The organism is Pseudomonas paraversuta, from assembly GCF_904063065.1.
Classification (GTDB): Bacteria; Pseudomonadota; Gammaproteobacteria; order Pseudomonadales; family Pseudomonadaceae; genus Aquipseudomonas; species Aquipseudomonas paraversuta.
In genome coordinates, this window is sequence record NZ_CAJFCL010000002.1 from 218565 (window position 1) to 235464 (window position 16900).

The 16900-nt window shown below is 53.2% G+C and carries 13 protein-coding genes and 2 pseudogenes; 2 read left to right on the top strand and 13 right to left on the bottom strand.

Annotated elements, in window-relative coordinates:
- Positions 1-2: 2 nt before the first annotated feature.
- The 5 genes and pseudogenes from JQ845_RS04080 to JQ845_RS04100 all read right to left on the bottom strand — a co-directional run bounded on the left by JQ845_RS04080 (position 3) and on the right by JQ845_RS04100 (position 6144).
- Positions 3-2129 carry a capsular polysaccharide biosynthesis protein gene (locus JQ845_RS04080; RefSeq protein ID WP_236010180.1) on the bottom strand — a complete coding sequence of 709 codons (2127 nt, stop codon included), beginning with the start codon at positions 2127-2129 and terminating at the stop codon, positions 3-5.
- Positions 2126-2704, bottom strand: a complete 579-nt coding sequence (locus tag JQ845_RS04085; protein ID WP_203008414.1) for a GNAT family N-acetyltransferase — start codon at positions 2702-2704, stop codon at positions 2126-2128. The genes JQ845_RS04080 and JQ845_RS04085 overlap by 4 nt, the downstream gene beginning before the upstream one ends.
- A gap of 3 nt (positions 2705-2707) precedes the next feature.
- Positions 2708-3574 (bottom strand): LTA synthase family protein, encoded by an 867-nt coding sequence (locus tag JQ845_RS04090; protein ID WP_236010187.1) that lies wholly within the window; start codon positions 3572-3574, stop codon positions 2708-2710.
- A pseudogene (locus JQ845_RS04095) lies at positions 3460-4920 on the bottom strand (capsular polysaccharide biosynthesis protein); the annotation flags it as partial. The pseudogene JQ845_RS04095 and the gene JQ845_RS04090, both read right to left, overlap by 115 nt.
- Positions 4921-5067: 147 nt before the next feature.
- Positions 5068-6144 (bottom strand): phosphotransferase, encoded by a 1077-nt coding sequence (locus JQ845_RS04100; protein WP_232286880.1) that lies wholly within the window; start codon positions 6142-6144, stop codon positions 5068-5070.
- A gap of 242 nt (positions 6145-6386) precedes the next feature.
- Between JQ845_RS04100 and JQ845_RS04105 the strand changes: the two genes are divergently transcribed.
- A complete protein-coding gene (locus tag JQ845_RS04105; RefSeq protein ID WP_010657301.1) occupies positions 6387-7319 on the top strand; it encodes a KpsF/GutQ family sugar-phosphate isomerase in 933 nt (310 codons plus the stop codon).
- A 444-nt stretch (positions 7320-7763) separates the two neighbouring features.
- A complete protein-coding gene (locus JQ845_RS04110) occupies positions 7764-8777 on the top strand; it encodes a phage baseplate protein (RefSeq protein WP_010657300.1) in 1014 nt (337 codons plus the stop codon).
- A gap of 235 nt (positions 8778-9012) precedes the next feature.
- Here JQ845_RS04110 and JQ845_RS04115 read toward each other — a convergent pair whose 3' ends face one another.
- The 8 genes and pseudogenes from JQ845_RS04115 to JQ845_RS04145 form a co-directional block, all read right to left on the bottom strand.
- Positions 9013-10230 carry a tetratricopeptide repeat protein gene (locus tag JQ845_RS04115; protein WP_127196480.1) on the bottom strand — a complete coding sequence of 406 codons (1218 nt, stop codon included), beginning with the start codon at positions 10228-10230 and terminating at the stop codon, positions 9013-9015.
- A gap of 705 nt (positions 10231-10935) precedes the next feature.
- On the bottom strand, positions 10936-11499 hold the full coding sequence (locus JQ845_RS23340) for a KdsC family phosphatase (protein ID WP_306768564.1): 564 nt from the start codon (positions 11497-11499) through the stop codon (positions 10936-10938).
- Positions 11497-12222 (bottom strand): annotated as a pseudogene (kdsB, locus tag JQ845_RS23345) (3-deoxy-manno-octulosonate cytidylyltransferase); the annotation flags it as partial. The pseudogene kdsB and the gene JQ845_RS23340, both read right to left, overlap by 3 nt.
- Before the next feature lie 29 nt (positions 12223-12251).
- Complete coding sequence (kdsA, locus tag JQ845_RS04125; protein ID WP_010657298.1) at positions 12252-13112, bottom strand: 3-deoxy-8-phosphooctulonate synthase; 861 nt, start codon at positions 13110-13112, stop codon at positions 12252-12254.
- Positions 13113-13157: 45 nt separating this feature from the next.
- On the bottom strand, positions 13158-13814 hold the full coding sequence (locus tag JQ845_RS04130) for a CatB-related O-acetyltransferase (protein ID WP_203008417.1): 657 nt from the start codon (positions 13812-13814) through the stop codon (positions 13158-13160).
- Positions 13815-13823: 9 nt separating this feature from the next.
- Entirely contained in the window at positions 13824-14999 is a 1176-nt protein-coding gene (locus tag JQ845_RS04135) for a CDP-glycerol glycerophosphotransferase family protein (protein WP_203008420.1), read from the bottom strand.
- Positions 15000-15011: 12 nt separating this feature from the next.
- On the bottom strand, positions 15012-16385 hold the full coding sequence (locus JQ845_RS04140) for a hypothetical protein (protein ID WP_203008423.1): 1374 nt from the start codon (positions 16383-16385) through the stop codon (positions 15012-15014).
- A gap of 66 nt (positions 16386-16451) precedes the next feature.
- Entirely contained in the window at positions 16452-16847 is a 396-nt protein-coding gene (locus JQ845_RS04145) for an adenylyltransferase/cytidyltransferase family protein (RefSeq protein ID WP_010657294.1), read from the bottom strand.
- Positions 16848-16900: the final 53 nt, after the last annotated feature.

Here is a 16900-nt window from a genome sequence, read left to right on the forward strand (position 1 = left end):
GACTAATCCTTTAGCGGAACCGCTGCACGGGGGAATCCGAGCATGGTCCGGGTGTAATTGAGCAGTGCCTGAACACGCGGCTGAAGTCTCAGGCGTGGCGGGGAAGGGTTCGACAGGCATGCCAGGGCATGCCACGCATCGCAGGGCAAAGCTGTGTGCGGGTCGGCGTAGCGCGCATAGCGCAACAGGACGCCGGCGACCAACTCATCCAGGCTCAGACGCCGGGTTCGGCGGGTCAAGGGCTGCGAGTCCTGGGTCAGCCCCCAACCGGCATAAAACGGGGTGCCGTAGGTCACTACGGTCAAATGCCGCAGCAAGGCTTCGAAGCCGGCCGTGGAACTGATGGTATGCACTTCATCGACCTGGGCATAAAGCTGAGCGATGTCGGCACCGGGCAACACCTGATCCGCCAGTTCGTGCAAGAGCATTTCGCTCAGGCTGCCCTGACGCTTGCCCGCTTCGACATCCGGGTGCGGCTTGTACACGATCCAGGCATCCGGAGCGTTGCTGCGCACATGCCTGAGCAGCGCCAGGTTGTCGTGCAGGTGGGTGACACTGCAGCGCAATGAGGCATCGTCCTGCACTTGGCCGGGTACCAGAATCCGGCGCTGGCCCGGACGTGCCCGTACCAGGTGATCGGCGTTGCTTTTAAGGTTGAACTTGCTGACGCCCAGCGCCACGATCCGTTCGCGCAAACGGGCGGCTTCAGCCAGCGTAGCGGGGTCAAAAGCACCCTGTTCGAGCAGGGTTTCGAGGTCGGAAGGCGCGCTGGCATCGTAGTGAATGCCGCTGCGGTCGAGTACCAGTGACAGCGCCGGGGCGTTGAGCGAGCCCAACCCGTTGGAACGCAGAAAACCATCTTCGATGCGCAACACCGGTACGTTCGAGGCCTGCGCCCGGGCCTTGAGGCTGGCCGGTTCGCGGGCCGCCCATACCAGCAAGGTGCCGCTCTGGGCGGCCACTTCTGCCAGCAGCATCGGGCTGTCTGCGCTGAACTTCAACTGACCCCAGCGGCTACTGAAAAAACGCCGCAGGTTGTGCTGTTTATGCCGTTTGATCCCGAGCACCGTGATGTTCCCGGCAAACTCGGCATCCTGTGCTTTTTGCCGCGCCAGCTGACGGGCAATGGTCAGGGCATCGGTCGGCAGGCTGGTGAGTGGATCGACATAGCGGCTGTAGCGTATGTAAGCGGCTGCCACCAGTTGCACCAGATCTGGTCGTGCCCGACGCCGCGGGATTGGCATGCGGTCGTCCGTCAGCCCCCAGCCTGCATAAAAAGGCAGGCCGAAGCAGGTCACGGGTACGCCTTGAATCAAGGCTTCAAGCCCGGCCTGACTGGTGCCGATGTACACCCGGCGCGCACGCCGTGCCAACGAAGCCCAGGACACGGGTCGACTCTCCAGCGCTACGCCCCTTGCGGTTGCTGCGGCGAGCAGGCAACTGGGCTTTTGCCCGCCAATACAGTCCGGGTGAATGCGTACGCGGACTTCGGCGTCCGGGTTTTCGCTAATGGCCACGTCAAGCATGCGTACATAATCGGCTTCGCACAGACCGCCGCCCGGGATCGAGTAATCCCCGGCGGTTTGATCCACGACCAATATCAATGGCCGCTCGCGACCCAGCGGATCGGCGGGGTCGAGGTCGGGTGCGTTGTTGTATTTGCCGATGCCGGTACGGCGCATCAATTCGATCAACTGGCGGGCGCTTTGCAGTTCGTCAGGGCGAAGGCTGTCGGGGGACTGAAGAATGTTTTCCAGCAGGGAAGGGCGATCTGCCAGGTAGTGGATGCCCACCGGGTCGACCACCATCGACATCGGTGTGTCGCCTTCGATACCCAGTGACGAAGAGCGCAGAAAGCCGTCTTCCAGTGCGATGTAGGTCAGGCCCCAGCGCTGGCACAGCACCCGCGCATGAGCCGATGATTGTTTATAGCCGATACCGGCGATAGCTTTCAGGCCTTTGGGCGCACGTTGCCCGCGCTGCCAGAGCCAGAAAGGCTCCCCTTCCGGGCCGAGAAATTGCGGTAAATGCAGGACCTTCCACGCCACCCATTGCGACATGATGCCGATCCAGCCGGGCCCTTCAACCAACGGTTGCAAAGGCATGAAGGGGGTGTCCAGACCGTTCACGGCTGAGTCTCCACATAACGGCGCATGGTGCGCACGGGCGGCCATGGTACCCAGCGCTTGGGCAGCAGGCTAAAGCCGTTTTGCAGGTACAGGTGGCGAGCGCGGTCATTGGCCAGCGGTACTTCCAGATAAACAGCCCTGAACCCTCGGGTCGCGGCATGTTTGCTGCACGCCTGCAGCAGCGCGCTGGCGATGCCGTGATTGCGTGCCGACCTGCTGACCCGCAAGCCATACAGCAGGAACGGGTAGCGCCATTCTCGGCACTCGCTCAGGCAGAACGCGGCGAACCGCAGTGTGCCGCTGAGCCAGCCAAATTCGCGAACAAAAGGTTTGACGCGCAACGCAAACGGCCCGCGCATCTGATACTTGAGTGCGGCATAGCCCACCGCTTGTCCATCTTCAAAGGCCAGCAGTATGCGGTCCCAATGAATGCTGGCGCCAAGCAAGCGTTGGCGGCAGGCGGCATTGCCGATGATGAAGGCCAGCGAGCCCCGGCCTTCTGTCACCAGGCGTGACAGCCCGGGATCGGTGAGCAGGTCCGGCGTCAGGCTCGAACCCTGCACTATGGGGACCATGCCTCACGCGGCTCCGCGGGTGGAGGGTGTTTGAGCAGCGCAGGCCAGTAAATGACAGGCTAGCCTGTCGACCTGCAGCGGGCTTGGGGTGACGTTGAGCGGGCGGCGGTTGGACCATATCAGGTAGTCGGTGTCGCCCACGGGTTCGCCAATGGCTTGATAGACATCGGGGAGGATCGGCACATGATCGCCAAAGAAACACAGCAGTGCTTCGTTGGGTTGTTCCAGGAGGGTCGTGCGCAGCTTGCCGAGCATCAGGTCGGCATTGGCGATATGGCGCAAGTAGGGGGCGAGATCGTCCATGCCTTGCAGCAGTGGCTGGTCAAACCAGGTCGGCAACTGCGCCGCTTCAACCTGTTCAAGGTGCAGCGGCCCATGGTTTTCCATGGTCACGGCGTGGATGAACAGGGGTTGTGTGCGGGTCGGGTCTTGCAGCAGTTCGCGGATCTTGTCCGCCACGGCGCAATCGCCAATAAACGGCCCGGCTTTCTGTGACTCATCAAAGCTTTGTATGTCGATGAATTCGTCGAAACCCAGCGCGGGCAACACCTTGTTGCGTCCATAAAAACTGCCATGGAACGGGTGAATGCACACCGTGCGATAGCCCTGTGTCTTGAGGTGGCTGGCCAGACTCGGCAAGCCCTTGCGCGCCAGCACACGGTACGGATTAAAGCGGTGAACCCCCAGGCGTTCGCCGGGTATACCCGTGAGGTAAGCGAACTCGGTGCGTACGGTATTGGCCCCCCACGCGGCAACCTGCAGCTTGCCCCGTCTTCCACTTGCCCTGTGACCAGAATCACCCGTTTGGCTTCGGCAGGTCGCGCCCAGGGCTCGCCGGGCAAGTTGTATTTGGTTACCCCTGTATGGCAAATAGCCTCGCGCAGGGCCTGTGCCCGCATCTGCAACGAATCTTCAAAGGGATCGTCAAGCAAGATGCGTTCCAGGCGCGACGGGCGAGTAGCGTCGTAATAGATACCCAGGTCGTCCACGACCCAGGACAGAGGCCTGGTCTTGCCCGCGCCGAGTCCGACCGAGCGTAGAAAACCGTCCTCAACCCGGTTCACCGGGTGTGGGTGTGCCGTAAGTTCAGTGTCGTGCTTACAGCCCCAGGATACCGTTGGCAGCCTAGGGTCCAGCAGTTGCTCAGACTTAATGAATTGAATCGCCGAACCTTTGAAGAACAGGTTTGCCAGTGACTCTTTCCAGCGGCTGAAGCCCAGCATCTGCACAGAGGCCGGCAACACGCTGCGATGGCGGCGCTGCAGACCCAGCCAGTGCATCAGCACCTCAGGCGTGCATGACTGCCCGGTTTCGGGGCTGACATAACGTGCATAGCGCACCAGGCTGGCATGCACCAGTTGCTCGAGGCTGACCGGGTGACGGCGTGAAGGCGGCGGCAAGCGATCCTGTGTCAGCCCCCAGCCGGCATAAAACGGCATGCCCCAGGTATGTACAGGCACATTCCACAGCAGGGCATCGAAGCCCAGTTGCGAAGTCATCACATATACGGCCCGCATGCGCGGCAGTAATTCGGCCGGATGAACATGGTTCGCCAGTACTTGCACCCGAGGGTGGGTTGCTAGTGCCGCCAGATCAAAATGCCCTTGCTTGCGGCCCGCGACCACGTCGGGATGAACCTTGAGCAGCACTGTGCTGGTGGGGTAGCGCTCCAGCGCCGCCTCGAGCATTGCGTTGAACGCTTGCGGGTCGGCACCTTGCAGTGATGCATCGCCAAAGGTTTGATCCGCCAGCAGCACGCAATCATCAGGCAGTTCAGGGTGTTCGATGCGTGCGTCGTTGTATTTGGACACCCGCTGTTGTTGCCATAGCTGCTGCAGCGCTCTGGCGCGTATGGCTTCGGCCGGGCTGAGCGGGGTAGCGATCAACTGTTCCAGGCGCGAGGGCGCGCTGGCGTCGTAATAAACACCCAGGTCATCAACAATCAGCGACAGCGGCGGCTCATCAGCGCCCAGCCCCATGGAGCGCAAAAAACCGTCTTCCAGGGTAACGACCGGCAAATTGGCGCGCGAGGCTATTGCAAGGGCTTTGATTGCGCTCGGCTTGCGTCCCCAGGCCATCACGCAATCGGCTTTGCAAATGTCGGCCACAGTGCCGTTTTGCAGCACGTAATCGGGCAGCAGCGCGGGTAGGGTGGATATGCCCTGAGCACCTTTGGACAGGACTAGCAAGCGCGGTAGAGGAATAGCTTCATCCATAAGCGTGAAACAGAAATCCGTTGGAAGTATCTTGCGGGATAAGCCGTCGAGCAGGGCTGGACGACAAAATATGAGGCGCGGATATTAATACAAATCAGGGGTGGGTAGCCTGATTTTTATCGGTTGTATGTAGGAATAATCTTAAAATCAGAGAGGGTGTATGGTGGCGATTTGCTCTTGTTTATCCAGCAATCCGAGCAGGTAGTCATACTTTTGTCGCAGCAAAGGCATGCGTTTCTTCTCTTGGTACTCGCTGATGGTTTCTGAGCGCAAGCAGTGAAATAAAGCATTGAGCAGGAATATATAGTGAAGGTTGCATAGCGCATCATCGGGGTTGAAATGCGCGGGCAGTGCCTGGCGGTAAGTGTCTATAAACTGCTGCTGGGCTTTGAGGAACAGCGGCATATCCTTTCGTCGGAACAACGCACTCAAGTAGGCCCCGCCGTCAAAACCGACGCGTCCTACCTTGACCTCGCTCCAGTCGATCAACAGCAGTTGGCCTTTGTCGACAAACAGGTTCTTGCGCAGGTAATCCATGTGGCTAATGCATTTGGGGCTACGACGCGCTGCCTTGCTCAGCCGTGCCAGCAGCGGAGTAAAGGCCTTGAATTTTTCCGCCAGGCCACTGAAGCGCTCATCGCTCTGTCCGAGCCGCTCAAGTTCGGGCAGGCAGCGTGCAAAGTTGAACCGCGGACGCAACAGAAACCACGGGCGGTAAAAGTCCATGCTCCAGAACAGGGGGGCCTTGTGTGCGGATTGGCGGCTCAGGTAGTCGTGGCTCAGTGCTTCCTGTTCGGCAATGCCAAGGGCCAGTTGCGGTGCAATGTTTGGCATGCGCGGCGGCTTGCCGCGCACAAATTCAGTAAAGATCAGGCTTTCCCACGGCGTTTCAATCACTCCCAGGCAGGCCGGGTATTGAAATCGCGTACTGGCATTGAGCATGTCCCGCTGCCGATAAAAGCGTGCTTCCTGGCTGCCAATAAAAAACATCTTGCGGATGGACTTTTCGACCAGTTCCACGGTCATACCCGTGCCGGGATCAGTTATCTGATGGTGGCGCACGTAGTTGACGAAGGAGGCATTGGAGTCCAGATCCTGGCTAACGATGGTCAGTGGCTGTATTCGCCATTGTGGCAATAGCGCACGTAAATGATCCTGCAACTGACCGTGCTGCCAGCGGTAAAGTGTTCTGCGGCCCTGCAGAGGGTGTAGATCCGAATTCATGGTTTCAACTTAGGCGAATGCCGTACGTCCGACTTACTGCGGTATTGGTAGCAATATGCTGAGTGATAGAGAACTCAGGTACAACGAAAAGTTTACTTGTCAGGCCGATTTTTCTTGGCAGAACTGAATTCCAATCAAAAAAACTAAACGGGCGTATGTAACGTGAGTTTGCTAATTGTTACAAAACCCTTAAAATTCTCTGCCCCTCCCATTCCATCACTTCAAGGACGAAAGTCAAAAAGATGAATCACCTCGCTATCGCAAAAGAAGCCCTCATCGCCCAGGCACAAGCTGTTACCCAAATGGCTGATCGTCTCAATGGTGAATTTCAGAGCGCTGTCGAACTGCTTCTCGGTTGTAAAGGACGTACAGTGGTCTGCGGCATGGGCAAGTCTGGCCTGATCGGTCAAAAAATGGTCGCGACCTTCGCCTCCACTGGCACTCCGAGTTTCTTCCTGCATCCGGCTGAAGCTTTCCATGGCGACCTGGGCATGCTCAAGCCGATTGATGTGCTGATCTTGATCAGTTACAGCGGTGAGACCGAAGAGCTGATCAAGCTGATTCCGAGCCTGAAATCCTTTGGCAACAAAATCATTGCCATGACCGGGAATGGCAAATCGACCCTGGCCAAACATGCAGACATCTGGCTCGACATTTCCGTCGAACGCGAAGTGTGTCCGAACAACCTGGCTCCGACCACTTCAACCCTGGCCACCATGGCCATGGGCGATGCACTGGCCGTCGCCATCATCGAAGCCATTCAATTCAAGCCGATGGACTTCGCCCGCTACCATCCGGGCGGCAGCCTGGGCCGCAAATTGCTGACTCGCGTCAGCGATGTGATGCACTCCCCGGCACCTATCGTTTCCCCGGCCACCAGTTTTCACGACTGCCTTCTGGTCATGACCGAAAGCCGCATGGGGCTGACCGTGGTTCTGGACCAGGGTGTGCTGGTGGGCATCGTTACTGACGGCGACCTGCGTCGTGCACTGCTGCAGAACCAGGGTGTCACCGGCAGCAATGTTGACCAGTTCATGACGCGTAACCCGCACACGATCAGGGAAGAGTCGCAGCTGTCCGAAGCGGAAGCCTACATGATCGACAATAAAATCCGCGCCCTGGCTGTGACTAATCACGCCAATGAGATCGTGGGTGTGGTTGAAATTTTCGACTGATTGGTGTGTAGCTGCGTCAGGCATGGATAACTGCCTGGCGCTTACCAAATGAAAAAACGCACCTGCGATCGAGCGGGCGCGTCCTGCCTAAAGCCGCCGTCAAACACTGTAGTGATTTGTCGACACAGATCCTCATCAGCGCGATCAGGCCAATGATCGACACAAGCAACTCACGCAGCTGCGCTCAAGACATTCCCTGCCTCATTTGTCGAAGCTTTAAAGGTGCGAAATTTTTAGTCGTTATCAGCGCTCAGGTGCCTGTTCTTTCTCGGGTGTAGAGGTGCAGTACGATAATGGAATGTTAAACAAAATTTCATGAACTGTTCTCGCCTCTACCTCTGATAGATACCCTATGCTTTACCAATATTGCGGGTTAAGGTGTTGTGTGAGTGATGTGAAGTATCACTGCGGAAAATTTAATTGCCTCAGCTGGAAGGAGTGGGTATGAAGCTTAGGAATTCAATGTTGGCGAAGAGAAGTGTCATTATTGCTTCTATATTCGGATTCTCTGGGTGGGCGGCATTAGCTGACGCAGGTTCATGTGAACCATCAGTTGCTAAACTACCTCTCGCGATGACGCAGGGCTACTTTCGACCTGCGACACCGGTTGCTGATAACATTAAGCATTTGGGGAGCTTTAATTTTAACGATCAATATGCGGGTGCATTAATTCAGTCATTTGCATTCGATGAGGTAAAGTGCAAGTGGTTGGCGACTGCATCTGTTGGTCGAAAGCCAGAAACTGTGATTATTTCGGAATTTCCACCTGTTGCACCCTACTTGAGTGAGCGTACCTCAAGCCCGTCGCAGGAGTTTTCTCACCCGCAAGATTTGTCATTAAGTATTCAAGAGGGTAGGGCAGAGTTATGGTTGCCTGACCGCGCTAGAAAAGGCGTGGTCCGATTTAACATGAATGAGGAAGGCCAGATAGAAGGTGTTGAGGACTATCGATTATCTGCTACTCCAGTGAGAGGTTACTTTAGCTCGGTTTCAGTGGATGGTAAGTATCTGGTGACAATGGGGACTGTCGGGAAAGGGAAGGATAGTCTTCAGCAAGTCAATGTTTATAATCGCCGAGATGTAGTTGAGTCTGGAAGGGAAAGTGGCGCCATCAAACCGATTTATACGTGGATGCTCGACGACGCCCAGCAGGATCATAAACAGTGGCGTCAAGGTCTGGCAGTAGTAGGCAATACCGTTTTTGTTCTTTCTGGTAATGGAAGGGCCAATCAAACTAAGCTGTTAGGTTCATATCGCTTGGAAGGTGGGACCATCGCGATAGATGATTTGCCCAGCGCCAGCTCAAACCAGTTAATGAAGGGCAAGCCCAGGACTTATGAGCCTGAAGGGCTGGAGGTCATCCGTTATAATGGCGAACTGGCGCTAACCTTCGGAATGGCGGGCGGTACGAAAGGGAGTCGGAGTTTTGATATGTGGGTGATGCCATTAGTAAGGTGAGGTATCGTTGCAGTGAGGGATCACTGCAAGTCCTCCATCAGCCTGTGTTTCATTTGTCAGGCTGGCTCCCCTCTTGGAATGGACGAGTTCATGGTGTTTAAATGTTAAGGGTATGGGCATCAAGAGGCGGTGATGGCGAGCGGTGAGAAACTACCAATGCTTGTCTAATTGGTAGTCTCTCAGCTGACGGCGTGATGGCTGTGAAAATATTTGGTGATTTGCGCAGTAGCTTAAACTAGTGCGTTACTTTATTTTTAGTTAAGCTTTCAAGCTTTTGACTATAGGCTTTCTTGTTTGGCTGGATTTCTACGGCTTTTTCAATGTATGGAAGTGCTTCATCTGGCTCGCCCATAGAGAGGAGAGTTGAACCTATGTTAAATAGTGTGGGGCCAGACTCTGGTTTTTCTTTTAATTGATCAAGGAACAAGTGCAGAGCGGCTTTGTACTGTTTTTCCATTCTTAAGCAGTAGGCGAGATAGAACCTTCCAGAAATAAAATCAGGTGTCATTGCCGCCACAAAGCATAAATGGCTTCTAGCTTCTTTGTATTTTTTTAATTTGATCAGATTCAGCGCTAATGAATAATGGGCAATTTCGCTCGTTGGATATGCTTTTACGAGCGGATCTAATATTTCTAAGGCCTGTTCCCATTTTGTATCCGCATTATAACAGTGAGCTTCGTACAGACTTTCAACGAGTTTTTGGGAGTTGAGCGCCTGGCCCTCTTCGTTGAGTCTCGGCAGTGCTTCATTATAAATGAAGTTTTTTATAAATGACGCCAAGCCCATGGTTTTGTCGATGTAACGTCCACCACCATGATCCATGCCTCTTACAGAGATTGTCTTGATGCCTGGAATCCCCGCAAGTCTTGATGCGCCATAAAGATCAAGAATATCCATTTCACCAACAATCAATGTGAAATTTAATTTACGGTCTATGAGAAGTGGTTTGAGGTCAGGAATATCGATTGCGGTTGAGGGGTGCATGCTTTTAAGGCTTCGACTTCCCGGGATGCATACCAAGGAGTCAATTCCGAATGCCAAGACCTTCGCCTTTAGGCCGGAGCCAAAGAGAACGGCTCCAAAACCACCCATGCTAACGCCGACCGTATAAATTTCAGTGGTGCGTAATTCTTTGGCGAGTTTTTGGATGTAAGCGACAGAGTCGGCCAAAGATTTGCCAAAGTCCGGGATGCCCTGTTGGTACCACTGGTTTTTCCCATTGTTAAGCAGAAGCACATTTGCGTGCATCTTCAATGCTTGTGCAACATTCCAGAAGTCAAATCGACCTCCGTTCTTGTAGGTGCCCGAGAAAAGAAGAACCAGCTTTTTGGAGCTTGGATTGGGTATTAATAAAAAATTATCACCGCTAATCTTGCTTTTTGAGGATGGCTGGGTTGCGGTATTAGGAGCTGTGAGCTTGTCGGCTAGATGGGGCTTAATGATGGCAGTCATAGGGAATAGAATTCTATATTGATGAGGTCTTGATGGTTGCGCTAAACGATGCTCACGCCCCAAAAATAAACAATACAGGGGGGGCGGCGTGGGTGCAAGTTCTTGGTGGTGATTGGAGGGTGTCGGATTTCGCTACTGCTTTGTGAAGGGTATGGTTGTGCGTGGAGTGTTTTCAGTGGCGTGAGCGACTGTCAATTTTTTGTCTGTCAGCGGCGAGAAATAAAGAGCGAAAGAGCCTTTTTATCTTTGAAAATAAAAATAATTTTCTAAAGAGGCTATTGATTATAAAGTGTCTTTATTTCTAGGCTTGGCTAAGGGAGGGGCATGAATACAGTTCGTTGAATTGTACGGTTTTCAGATTTTGGGCAGATCCGAAAGCCGATAAAATTTAATGGCCCGAGAGGGCGAAGCGATCCCTGTCTTTTTATAAAAAAGGTGGGCAGTAGGGTAGGGGGGTTAGCAAGCGAAATTGAATATTGGTCAGCAGGCTATGTGTATTATTTTTACAGTGTTCTGATTGAAGCCGAATGGATGCTTGATAAATTGCAGTGTTATTTGAGTGCAATGCTTGGGATAGGATGAACCTGCAAGTAGTTTAGGGTCGCTGCATTGGCCCACTCTAAAAGTTTTGTAAATACGTGCATAAGGGGTATTGAGGTATTTTCAATACTCCCCCTTCGACATGACTCTTAGGGGGAGTGTTTTTTATTGTGCCATCTTGGCCATGACTTGCGCATAACCTGCCGCAGTGCCCAATACTGCGTCCTTGCCCTGGGCAAACAAAATGCTGTCTGCCACTTCGCGGAAAGCGCCCGTGCCACCTGCTGCCGTGAGTACGTGAGTAGCAGCTGCCTTTACGTACACCGGAGCATCGGCGACCGCAAACGACAGCGCGCACGCTGCGAAAGCCGGCAGGTCGATGCAGTCGTCACCAATGCACGCTGTGTTCGCAGCGCTGACACCGGCTTCGGCCATCAACTGATTGCATGCAGTCAGTTTATCCTTCACCCCGAACTGACACAGGGTAATGCCCAGATCCGCAACGCGCTTGCGCAGCGTGGGCGAGTCACGACCGGACAACACCGCTACGCGTACGCCATTCTCTTCCAGCAGACGCATGCCCATGCCATCCCGCACATGGAAACGCTTCAGGCATTCGCCAGTGGCGTCGTAGTAAATGCCGCCATCGGTCAGCACACCGTCCACGTCGGTGATCACCAGGCGAATGTCGTTCAGCGTAGTGCGAGGTGCCGGTGTTTTTCCGCTCATCAGTGCGCGTACCTGCTCCAGGCACTCGGGCGTATCAACACCCGGCCCGGTTGGCTCGACAACATATGCCCGAATGCACACGCCGGCAGCCAAAAGCCGCAGTTGCTCAAGTTTTTCGGCGTTTTCCAGCATCGCTTGCGGCAGGCCGGTGTAGTCCGCCAACACGTCGCGACGATAACCGTAAACGCCGACATGCTTGAGGTAGCTGGCTTCCTCGCCATCCCGTGGGTACGGGATGGGCGAGCGGCTGAAGTAGAGTGCATTGCCGTTGTGGGCCAACACCACTTTCACGGTGTTGGGGTTGGCGGCTTCGTGAGCATCGATCACATGGCACAGCGTACCGACCTTGACCTGTGCGTCGGCCAGCATGCCTGTAGCGAGGGCGTCGATATCCGCCGGGCGAACCAGCGGCTCGTCGCCTTGCAGGTTGATGTAAATATCTGCGTCAACTTTCGCCATGACTTCTGCCAGACGGTCGGTGCCTGACGGGTGATCCGCAGAGGTCATGATGTATTGACCGCCAAACGCTTCTACGGCTTGGGCCACACGCTCGTCGTCGGTTGCCACGACAACTACGTCAGCGTGTGCCACTTGCAGCGCGCGTTCGTACACATGCTGCACCATTGGTTTACCGCAGATATCCGCGAGCGGTTTACCCGGCAAACGAGTCGAGCCGTAGCGGGCCGGAATAACAATCGCGACCCGTTGTTCTGTACGTGCCATGCTCAGAATCCTTGCTTCAGAAAGCCGGTTTAACCAATGTTCAGCGCGGGGAACGACTTGACCAGATCATCCAGTGCTTTGATCTGAGCCAGGAACGGCTCCAGTTGGTCCAGCGGCAGCGCGCTTGGGCCATCGCACTTGGCTTGATCCGGGTTCGGGTGAGCTTCCAGGAACAGGCCGGCCAGGCCGACGCCCATGCCTGCACGTGCCAGTTCAACCACTTGCTCACGACGACCGCCGGACGCTGCGCCCGATGGATCGCGCTGTTGCAGGGCATGGGTCACGTCGAAAATGATCGGCAGGTTGTCGCATGTGCGCTTCATCACGCCAAAACCGAGCATGTCGACGACCAGGTTGTCGTAACCCAGGCAGGTGCCACGGTCGCACAGGATCAGTTGGTCGTTCCCGGCTTCATTGAACTTGTGCACGATGTTCTGCATCTGCGACGGGCTCAGGAACTGAGGCTTTTTGATGTTGACCGGCTTGCCAGTCTTGGCCAGCGCGACAACCAGATCGGTCTGGCGGGCCAAAAACGCAGGCAATTGCAGTACATCTGCCACTTCGGCGACAGGCGCACACTGATAAATTTCGTGGACGTCGGTTATGACCGGTACGCCGAATGCCGCTTTGACGTCCTGGAAAATACGCAGGCCTTCTTCCATGCCCGGGCCGCGGTACGAGTGAATGGACGAGCGATTAGCCTTGTCGAAGCTGGCCTTGAATACATATGGGATGCCCAGCTTGTCGGTCACGCGCACGTATTCTTCGCAGGCGCGCATGGCCAGGTCGCGGGATTCCAGAACGTTGATGCCGCCAAACAGCACGAAAGGGGCATTGTTGCCAACGTTAATTTTATTACCAACTACAACAGTATTGCTTAGGGACGTCATATAAAACCTGTATTGAAAGATTGAGCTGAAAGGTGTTGGCTAAAATCAAGCCGTCGCGCGCTCTAGCTTAGCTTGTGCCAAGTTCAGCTTGATACCTTTAATCTGCTCAATCGCGATTTCAATGTTATTGAATGCCACGCCAGACATATCAATAGGGTTGAGCGTCCACCATTTCAGTTTCAGTAGCTCTTCAATAATGTGATCCTCAAACCGATAGCCGAGAATTTGCGCTGGGACACCACCGACGATGGCGTATGGGGGCACGTCCTTGGTAACGACGGCGCCGCAAGCTACAACCGCGCCGATCCCAACATTCACGCCACGCAAAATAATGCTGTTGGTGCCGATCCATACGTCGTGCCCAATCACAACAGCATCTTTTTGAGGGGAGCGCTTAACGCGGTTCACATTTTTATAATGGCCTACAGGTGTGAACAGTTTTTCAGAGTATTGAAATGGGTGCGAGCTAAGGAACGATGTCGGATGACTAATAGGGCCGATATTAACGTCCGAAGCAATCGAGCAGTAATTTCCGAACTTGGTTCCGCCACCGACTTTACAGTTGGAGCCCATGTAGGTGTATTTACCAAACACGCATCGTGCGCCGACAGTGACGGCGCCCAAGCGGACAGGGCCTTTCAGTTCAATGTCATCTGAAACAGTTGCTTCAGGGCTGAAAAGTGCGAATTTTTTATTAAACATACTGGGCCTCTAGAATTTCAAGGTAAGGAGTTTTTTAAGCAGCGGCTTTTTCATGTCTCTAACTTGCTTGGTCAAACGATTGTATTTTGGTTCAATCGTTCGGAGCCGTTGTACTGTGTCGCGCACATATATTTGTGCTTGGGTCAATGGCGGTATTTCATTGTTAAATAAACACTTGGCATAATCAATAGACGCTTGTGCAGACGTTTTTCCCAGGGGCTGAGAAAACAGAGTGCTGCGCAGGGCCTGTGCTTTTTCAACCAGTTCTGCCCCATGCTCAAGCGCATAATCAACTGAACGCTCGAAGTCATCAGCCTGTTCACATACATGGCCGATGTCATTTCTACGGGCGAACTCTAAAGACTCTAAGTCAAATTTTTGGACGCCAATTTTTCCTGATGAATTCTCTTGATAGAGCAGGATTGGTTTGTTGGCAAACATGCCGTCAAAAATAGCGCCGGAAAAATCACTGATGATCAAATCAGAAGCGCAGAGCAGTTTAAGTTGGTCTGCAGACCCATCATAGATATGTTTTATTTTCTCTCTCTTTGCAGAGATCAACCACTCAGGAACTTTTGCATCATTGTTGTGGTGCATTTTGAGCAGTACATTATACCGGCTCTGTAAGGCGGCGATAGGCTTCAGCAAGGCATCGAACGACCCAAGCTCACCCCAAGTCGGCATATAAAGAAGCGTTTTTTTACTTGGGTCCAGATCCAGCTCTTTGCTCAGTTGGACTTTGTCGGCATAGCGTTCTGTGTAATCTCCCCAAGTGTCAAATTTCAAATTCCCGACGGCATAGCTTGGTGCGTAGTGAGATACGATGTCTGCTGAATACTGACCGTACATCAAATTCATGTCAGCGAGCGCTCGCCACTCACCATAGTTGTGACGCTCTTTTGCTAAGCCGTACTGTAAAGATACTAGCTTGGTCGTCTTTATTTTCTCAATATTAGGAAAGGCAGACTGGAAAAAAATGATGTCGTGCGTTCCATCGATCAAGGGGATTTCGGCCGGTTTAACAAACACGGTTTTCCAATGTTTGCTTTTCAACATTCCAGGTGGGAAAAGTTTTGCATTGGTTTCTTTGTCGATAAGAATGACGGTGGGGTCAGTGCAAAGCTTGGCCAACGGCTCAAACTGTATGAGTTGGAAAGGGTTCCAAACTATAAACGCGACTTTCATCTGCGGCATGACCTAGCGAGTGATTTGATTGAAGATGCGTGTTTCTTTGTCCCACTGATGCAAGTGGGTACCGGCTTTTGCGCTGTCCACAAAGTAATGAGCTTTGAAATTTGCATCTTCTTCGAGATGACTGAAGCCGAATAAAAAATGCTTGGGAATGGGGCCAATGATTTTATAAATCCAGTACGCAGTCGCCAAGCCGGTGCTCGGCAAGCCATCAAGCTTGCCGATGAGCTCGTGAAATATATGGCTCGGAATCACCGTATGCTCTTTCTGCATCAATGTCAGCGGCAAGAAATAATTTGCCGCATCTTTGCGTTTTGTCGCAAAGTTGTTGGCCGCAAAGATGATCAAGTCATTTTGTCGAGCGTGCGGACAGCCAACTTCAGCATTGGCAACTCGAACCCAAATGCTTTGCTTGGTCCCGTAGTCTTCAGGGTAGTCCAGGCTATAGTTGTTTATTCGGATGACGAGTTTTTTGGCGTCGATGATTTTACCTTTGCCACGGTTTAACTCGGTGGGGGCATTTCCGACCAGGCAAAAACTATTTCTGGACGCTAGGATCATCTGGATAAACTGATTTCGTGCTCTAAGTATGACCTTGTAGCACTCGCTTCCTCTGATGATATAGTCGTCTGTGTAGATTTTATTGGCGACAAGCTTGTTGAAAATATACGGACTGGTCGTATTCTTTAGAATATAGCCACGACCGACGTTACGAATGACTCTGTTCCCTTGAGTGTCGTCTTTTCGCTGATACAGCATGGCGGCGAGGCGAAGCTTCTGGTTTTTTGTGAGGTATCGAAATACATCTGGCATCATCAGGCGGCGAATATTTTTTGCTATTTTATCCGATCTGAATCCGTACTTCTGCGTGATAAAGTCCGTGTAGCGAAAGTTGACATTGATTTCGCGGCACTTATCGTTCGCCTTGTCAAAAAAGTCCTCTGTGACAGCGCTGTAAACTCTGTGTTTGAGCAGCCAATCTGCCAAGCTATAGTGGACGTAGCGGGAGTTGCTCAGCTTGAAGAAGTCGAGAAGATATGACGTTTCTTGTTCGCTGATGACTTTGTTGCGAAGCAGCAGAAGTGCGGCCAGCCATTTTGCACCAGGAAAAAACCGTGTGTAGCGGCTTTCATATACTTTCGCAGTGTTTTTTTGGCCGAAAAACTTTAACGCGCTGTGACATAAAGCGTCGTAATGTTTATACCGGTTCAACTCGTAGCCTTTCAGCGTCAGCGCGAGTGCTGAAAAGAATGTTACTTTCTTTTCAGTCTTGGGCAGAGGCTTGCGTACCGCTCCAGGTGTTAGGCTTTTCTTGTGTACAGAATGCCCACTACTGGCTCCTTGGGTGGCAATTTCCCTGCGCAAAGGCTCAATGTTCACGGTGCTTGCTCCAATCCTGGCTGGAAGTGTGAGTGGGTAGGGGGCTTCTGAGTTATAAGGACGCTGTTATTCATACTTCCTGATTTCAGCAATGAGCTGCGTGGTCGAGATGCCTTCTGTCCTTTTGAGATAAGTGACTTCGCACAGAGGGCTCAGGAAATCAAACTTACCCTCCCAGTCGTCGCCCATGACTAAAATATCGGCGGCGTGCTCTTTGATGTATTCGGCTTTTAACTCGAGAGATTCCTCGATAAACACAGCATCGACAAATTTTAGTGAGGCAATCAGTTCGGAGCGATCTCTTTCTGGGTAAACCGGGTTGCGTTGTTTTTTTGAGAAGTTTAGTGCGTCTGAAGAAATGCCGACGGTCAAATGATGCCCAAGCTGCTTGGCTCGCTCAAGAATACGAATGTGGCCGACATGCAAGACGTCAAATGTTCCGAAAGTGATTACTCGTTTCATTGCTGTATCCTTTGAATGATTACCCCGTAAATCCCTTGGGGTGTATAGAGTGG

What these genes read in the sequence shown, in the direction of transcription:
- JQ845_RS04135 (WP_203008420.1), bottom strand. Translation starts at nt 14,999, where the DNA reads ATGAAAGTCGCGTTTATAGTTTGGAACCCTTTCCAACTCATACAGTTT.
- JQ845_RS04085 (WP_203008414.1), bottom strand. Translation starts at nt 2,704, where the DNA reads ATGGTCCCCATAGTGCAGGGTTCGAGCCTGACGCCGGACCTGCTCACC.
- JQ845_RS04130 (WP_203008417.1), bottom strand. Translation starts at nt 13,814, where the DNA reads ATGTTTAATAAAAAATTCGCACTTTTCAGCCCTGAAGCAACTGTTTCA.
- kdsA (WP_010657298.1), bottom strand. Translation starts at nt 13,112, where the DNA reads ATGACGTCCCTAAGCAATACTGTTGTAGTTGGTAATAAAATTAACGTT.
- JQ845_RS23340 (WP_306768564.1), bottom strand. Translation starts at nt 11,499, where the DNA reads ATGAGCGGAAAAACACCGGCACCTCGCACTACGCTGAACGACATTCGC.
- JQ845_RS04110 (WP_010657300.1), top strand. Translation starts at nt 7,764, where the DNA reads ATGAAGCTTAGGAATTCAATGTTGGCGAAGAGAAGTGTCATTATTGCT.
- JQ845_RS04105 (WP_010657301.1), top strand. Translation starts at nt 6,387, where the DNA reads ATGAATCACCTCGCTATCGCAAAAGAAGCCCTCATCGCCCAGGCACAA.
- JQ845_RS04115 (WP_127196480.1), bottom strand. Translation starts at nt 10,230, where the DNA reads ATGACTGCCATCATTAAGCCCCATCTAGCCGACAAGCTCACAGCTCCT.
- JQ845_RS04100 (WP_232286880.1), bottom strand. Translation starts at nt 6,144, where the DNA reads ATGAATTCGGATCTACACCCTCTGCAGGGCCGCAGAACACTTTACCGC.
- JQ845_RS04145 (WP_010657294.1), bottom strand. Translation starts at nt 16,847, where the DNA reads ATGAAACGAGTAATCACTTTCGGAACATTTGACGTCTTGCATGTCGGC.